Origin of the sequence: Burkholderia sp. Ac-20392 (assembly GCF_017104585.1) — a bacterium.
Lineage (GTDB): Bacteria > Pseudomonadota > Gammaproteobacteria > Burkholderiales > Burkholderiaceae > Burkholderia > Burkholderia lata.
Window position 1 is genome coordinate 1 of sequence record NZ_JAAGPB010000475.1, and the last position, 6,313, is coordinate 6,313.

Consider the following 6,313-nt stretch of genomic DNA (forward strand, 5'->3'; position numbering starts at 1 on the left):
TGTGACGGGCACCGCAGCCGCCGCGACGAGCGTCAGCACGGCGGCCGCGAGCCAGCCGTTGCGCCAGCCGCCGAGCAGCGGCCCGACCAGCATCGACAGCGCCATGCCCACCGGCATGAACGTGCTCCACAGTCCGAACGCGAGATTGCGCCGCTCGGGTGGCGTCACGCGATTCAGCACGGCCGGCGCGGCAACCACCACGATCACGAAACCGAGCCCCTCGGCGAAGCGCGTGGCCAGCAGCAGCGCGAAACTGCCGGCCCACGCGCCGGCGATACTCGACAGGCCGAGGATGACGAGGCCTGCGATCAGCAGCAACCGGTCGCCCCAGCGCCGCACCAGCAGGCCGGCCGCGATACCGCCGAACACGCCGACGAACGGAAACACCGACATGATTCCGCTGAGCGACGCGAGCGAACCGCCGAACTCGTGCTGGAGCGACGGCAACGCAATCGTCGCCTTGCCGACGTGCAACGCCGACACGATGCTCGCCAGCACGACGTTCGCGACGGCGGCCCGGTAGCTGCGCGACGGCAGCGTGGCGGCATCGGCCGCGACAGGCGATTCGGTCATCTCCACCTCCGTTGAAGCGGCCGCGTGCAACGGGATGCGTCACGCGTCCGCGATCGGACTGGCGCACATGATACAAATTGAAGTTAACTTCAAGTAAAGAGGTAATGTGCGCAACGATCCGTTCCGCCGATCGCGGCAATGGATCGGCATGGCAGCGTGTGGGCGCCTGATCTAAGCTGACGGCTTCGCCCCGACGACGTTGCATACGACCGCATGCCGACCGCCTCTCCCGCTCCCGACGCCCCGCTTCCGCTCGACACAGCCTGGTCGACCTTCCCCGGCCGCAAGGCCGCCGTGCGCACCTTCATCGCCGGATACTGCGCCGCACGCGACCGGCGCGATGCGCCGCTGCACGACAGCCCGGACGGCCACGTCGTGCGATTCGACGCCGGCATGGGGCGGCCCTTCGAGCACTTCGTGATCGAAGGCGCGCCCGCGGATGGCGACGGCCCGTTCACCGTCGGCGCGTGGCTCACGCGCTACGGCGCCGTGCCGCTGCCGCCCGCGCTGCAAGGCAGGACACGCCGGCTGTCGGACGAGCATTTCATGGCCGCCGATATCGGCAGGCTGTCCGGCGACGATGCCCTCGCGCAGGCGCTCGCCTGCCACACGCCGGGCGACGTCGATACGTTCAATGCGGGCGCGTCATTCCCGCCGTTCCAGCCGAATCCGGCCGCGTTCCTGTTCGCGCACCGGCTGGACGGGCAGATCGCCGCCACCGCGCGCTACGGCTTTGCGTCGGCGCGCGACATCGTCGTCGACCGGGTCGGGACGGGCGACGCATACCGCCGCCGCGGCCTCGCAATGCAGTTGCTCGCCGCGATCGTCGCGCACGCACGGCAACGCGGCGCGCAGCGGGTGTGGCTCGTGTCGACCGAGGCGGGCCTGCCGCTGTACCGCGCCGCCGGATTCACGCTGCTCGCACCCGTTACAGTCGACGCAGTCGTCGCCTGAACGCGCATCGAACCGCACCGGCCATCGCCGCGCGTCTCGCGAATCGTCTCATTTCACTGAGACGAACGTCCCAGCGTCTCACCGGCGTGTCGTTCAGCCATCGCAGCAAACGTCACGCCACGCCCCCGTCAACCCGTTTCCTGCCAACGAACGGGGAAATCGCGCATCGCACCACGCAGGTCCTGTCCGATCGCCCTCCGTCGCCCCGACTCGAGCTGGCCCCGTTCCTGCATATCGGTCGATCGCGCAATCGCGCGACGGGCGCACCGGCAGCCACGCCTCGCGCCCGACGACAACCTGATGGAGACAGCAACGTGAGTACACCGGCATCGACCACCGCCCCCAGCATGAAAGCTGCCGTCTGGCACGGCCGCCACGACATCCGCGTCGAACAGGTTCCCGTTCCGGAGCGCCCGCCGGCAGGCTGGGTCACGATTCGCGTGCACTGGTGCGGGATCTGCGGCTCCGACCTGCACGAATACGTCGCGGGCCCCGTCTTCATCCCGGTCGACGCGCCGCATCCGCTGACGGGCCTGAAGGGCCAATGCATCCTCGGCCACGAGTTCAGCGGCGAGATCGCCGAACTCGGTGCGGGCGTGACGGGCTTCGCGGTCGGCGACCGCGTGACGGCCGACGCGTGCCAGCATTGCGGCACCTGCTGGTATTGCCGGCACGGGCTGTACAACATCTGCGAGAACCTCGCGTTCACCGGGCTGATGAACAACGGCGCATTCGCCGAATACGTGAACGTGCCGGCCGAGTTGCTGTACAAGCTGCCCGACGATTTCCCGACCGAGGCCGGCGCCCTGATCGAACCGCTCGCGGTCGGGCTGCATGCGGTGAAGAAGGCCGGCAACATCGTCGGGCAGACCGTCGTCGTGGTCGGCGCGGGCACGATCGGCCTGTGCACGATCATGTGCGCGAAGGCCGCGGGCGCCGGGCGCGTGATCGCGCTGGAAATGTCGGCCGCGCGCAAGCAGAAGGCGCTGGAAGTCGGCGCGAGCGTCGTCATCGATCCGAAGACGTCCGACGCGATCGCGGAAGTCAAGGCGCTGACCGGCGGCTACGGCGCCGACGTGTCGTTCGAGTGCATCGGGCACACCACCACCGCGAAGCTCGCGATCGACGTGATCCGCAAGGCCGGCAAGTCGGTGATGGTCGGCATCTTCGAGGAGCCGGCGCCGTTCAACTTCTTCGACATCGTGTCGACCGAGAAGGAAGTGATCGGCTCGCTCGCGTACAACGGCGAATTCGCGGATGTGATCCGCTTCATCGCGGACGGCCGCATCGACGTGCAGCCGCTCATCACCGGGCGCATCGCGCTCGGCGACATCGTCTCGCACGGCTTCGAGGAACTGGTCAACCACAAGGACCGGAACGTGAAGATCATCGTTCAGCCCGCCCTCGCCTGACCGCGCGCGCGGCTGCGGCAGCGATTCGCGCCGCGGCACGCGTGCTGAAAGCGTCACCCTGAAGCGTCGCCCGTGCGCGGGCGGCGCGCCTGCCATTCCCCTCCCGCGCCCCCTCCTTGCCGCCGTCGTCCGTCGCGAGCCGGATGCCGTGCACCGCTCGAACACGACGATCAAAAACATTCGCAATCCAAACCATCCGTCGTAACGTGCCACCGGCTTGATACGCGATCAGGGTTTCTCCGGATCAAGCGCGATTCGTCCGCTGTCGACAGGACACTGACGCAAGGTGATCCTGTGCAAGACACGACCCGGCCTCCCTGCCAGGATCGTTGGCGCCCCCTTGAAGGCAGCCCCCGCGCCCCCACAAAACCTTACGGCGTCACGGCGCCGACAGGCCGAGAATACGGGCCCACCCGGGATAGCTTGCAAACATGGTGTGTCATGAATCGTTCATTCTCGTTTAGCCGGGAACGCGCATATAACATTCGATCGCTGACGATCCAGCAGAAGACCCATATCGGCTTCGCACTCGTCACCACGCTGCTGGCCTTGCTGTGCGGCACGATCATCTGGGGGAGTGTCCGGCAATACCGGCAGGAAAACGCCGACCTGCAGAGCTTCGAATTCGTCCGTGGCGCGATGAGCACCGCCAACGTCATCTCGGCCGAACGCGGCCCGACGAACGACCTGCTGGTGCGCCTGCAGGACGACGGCGCCGCCGAGGCCCGCAAGCTGCTCGCCGCGCGCGTGCGCTCCGACCAGGCGCTCGAACGTTTTCGCGCCGGCATCGCGCAGGCGACCGTGCTCGACGATCGCGAACGCAGCAACCTGCTGCATGCACTCGACTCGGTCCGGATGACGCTCGCCGATGCGCGTACGGAAGTCGATGCACTCGACGCACGGCCGCTTGCGACCCGCAGCGTTCACGATATCCAGCACGCGCAGGCACGCCTGTTCCGGATCGTCGACACGCTGTCGCTGCTGATCGACGGCGCGATGACCGACACCGCGATGCGCAACCCGCGCACGTCGGGTGCGATCCTGCTCGCGCGGCTCCTCGGCGATCTCCGCGAATACGCGGGCCGCACGGGCTCGCTGCTCATCGCGCCGATGTTCGCGCGGCAGGCGCTCGATCGCACGCAGTTCGCGGACATCATGCGGATGCGCGGCCGCATCGAGCAATTGCGCGCGCTGATCGACGGCGCAATCGGCGCGCAGCTCGACGACCCTGACGTGGCGCGCGAATACGCGGAGCTCAACGGGGCCTTCGATGCGCACATCCTGCCGCTCGTCGACGCGACCGTCGCCAGCGGCAAGAACGGCGCCTATGCCATGAGTGCGGTCGACTTTTCCCGCGCGATCGTGCCGCATTTCCGGTCGAGCGAGCTGCTGCGCGATCACGTGATCGACCTTGCGCGGCGTCGCGCGATCGGCGACCGGCACACCGCCCGGATCAAGGTCGCGTTGTCGGCGTTCGCCACGACACTGTGCATCGCGATCCTCGCCTCGCTCGCGCGCGGGATGCAGCGACTGCTGTCGAAGCCGCTCGATGCGCTCGGCCGCCGGATCGTCGCGCTCAGCGATGGCGATACGTCGCACGTCGCGATGCCGCGCGGCATCGGGCCCGAGATCACGCGGATCCATGATGCGCTGGAAACGTTGCGCAACGCGACCGTCCGCCGCGACATGCTCGAGCGCCAGCGCAACGACATGCTGACGCTGTTCTCGCACGACATGCGCGCCCCGTTGACCTCGCTGATCATCCTGATCGACACGCACGCACGACGGGTGGGCGAGGCGCAGATGAAGCAGCAGTTCGCGAGAATCGGCAAGCTGGCGCGGCACACGCTGGCGATGGCCGACGGTTTCGCGCAGCTCTCGCGTGCGGAGGCCAGCGACTACGAACGCGTGCCGGTCAACCTCGCCGACCTGATGAACGAGGCGCGCGACGCGGTATGGCCGCTCGCGCACCGGAAATCGATGTCGATCGACGACGTGCCGCGGCACGACGACACGATCGTGCTGGGCGACCCCGCGCTGCTGTCGCGCGCGCTGATCAACCTGCTGGACAACGCCATCAAGTACAGTGCGTCGCTGACGAGCGTCGAATGCAGGGTCGAGCCGGGCGCCGACGGCAAGACCGTGCGCTGCACGATCCGCGACAGCGGGTGCGGGATCAGCAGCGCGGACCAGACGCGGCTGTTCGAGCGCTACCGGCGCTTTCGCACCGCCGGCCAGCCGGAAACCAGCGGCGTCGGGCTCGGCATGGCGTTCGTCAAGGCCGTCGTCGAACGGCACGAAGGCACGATCCACGTGCACAGCGTCGTGCTGCAAGGCACCACGGTCACGATCACGCTGCCGGCCGCGGCGCTTCCGTGACGCTGACGACGGCACCGGCGGCGCCAGCGGCAAGCGGCCGAAGCGGCACCGCAGCCCCGCCCGATTCTTCGATATACTGGACCGAACCCTTTTCGGGGCAACCGAGGGCCACCACGCCCTTTGCAGGTTCGCCCCAACCTGCGTGGAATTGCTCACCGTGAAACCGCGAGCCGGACTGATTCTCGAACTCTTCGTCAACCTGGTGCTGCCCTGGGTTGCCTACCGGGCCGCGCAGCCGTATTTCGGCGAAACCGGCGCGCTGTATGCGTCGGCGGTCCCGCCGATCATCTGGTCGATCGTCGAATTCATCCGCTCGCGCCGCGTCGATGCGGTGGCGGCCATCGTGCTGCTCGGCATCGCGCTGTCGATCATCGGGATGGCGCTCGGCGGCAGCCCCCGCACGCTGCTGATGCGGGAATCGCTCGCGTCGGGCACGATCGGCGTCGTGTTCCTGCTGTCGCTGTTCCGCGAACGCCCGCTGATCTTCTATCTCGCCCGCGCCACCGTGGCCCGCGAGATGGAAGGCGGCGCCGCGCATTTCGAAGCCGTCTGGAACGCACAGCCGGGGCTGCGGCAGATGCTCCGGCGCATGACGTTCGTGTGGGGCGCGTTCATGACGCTGGAAATGCTGCTGCGCCTCTGGATGGTCGTGACCTGGCCGGTCGAACGCGTGCTGGTCGTGTCGCCGGTGATGGGCTACACCGTGTTCGGCTGTCTGCTGCTGTGGACGTTCTGGTACCGGCGGCGGATGCGCGAGCGCAACAGCGTCCACATCCCGGGTCGCGACGGCGTCACCGAAACCGCCGGCCGCTGAGCGCTGACGGTTCCCCGCCGGCATCGCAAGACGGCTGCTGTATGATGCGCGGCGTCTCGTCCGACGAATGCCGTTCCTGTCATGTCCCTTTCACTCCTTCCGTCCGCCACGATCTGGCTCGCCCTGTTCGCGGCCGCCGCGTTCGCGTGGCATCGCCCGCAGCACGGCCTGAGCGTCGGCC

At 68.2% G+C, this 6,313-nt stretch carries 5 protein-coding genes; 4 read left to right on the forward strand and 1 reads right to left on the reverse strand.

The annotated features are described in order from the left end of the window. Positions 1-573 (reverse strand): MFS transporter (locus G3N99_RS32380; protein ID WP_206124408.1); only part of this gene is annotated, 573 nt, incomplete at its 3' end. A 213-nt stretch (positions 574-786) separates the two neighbouring features. Here G3N99_RS32380 and G3N99_RS32385 point away from each other — a divergent pair. From G3N99_RS32385 to G3N99_RS32400, 4 genes are all read left to right on the forward strand, one after another. Next, positions 787-1,527 carry a GNAT family N-acetyltransferase gene (locus G3N99_RS32385; protein WP_206124409.1) on the forward strand — a complete coding sequence of 247 codons (741 nt, stop codon included), beginning with the start codon at positions 787-789 and terminating at the stop codon, positions 1,525-1,527. A gap of 347 nt (positions 1,528-1,874) precedes the next feature. Further along, positions 1,875-2,939, forward strand: coding sequence for a 2,3-butanediol dehydrogenase (locus G3N99_RS32390; RefSeq protein WP_206124411.1), 1,065 nt, complete (start codon positions 1,875-1,877; stop codon positions 2,937-2,939). 441 nt (positions 2,940-3,380) lie between these two features. Beyond that, positions 3,381-5,318: a HAMP domain-containing sensor histidine kinase gene (locus G3N99_RS32395; RefSeq protein WP_206124410.1), complete on the forward strand. Its 1,938-nt coding sequence runs from the start codon at positions 3,381-3,383 to the stop codon at positions 5,316-5,318. 157 nt (positions 5,319-5,475) lie between these two features. Further along, positions 5,476-6,132, forward strand: a complete 657-nt coding sequence (locus tag G3N99_RS32400) for a VC0807 family protein (RefSeq protein ID WP_174943018.1) — start codon at positions 5,476-5,478, stop codon at positions 6,130-6,132. The last annotated feature ends 181 nt before the right edge of the window (positions 6,133-6,313 follow it).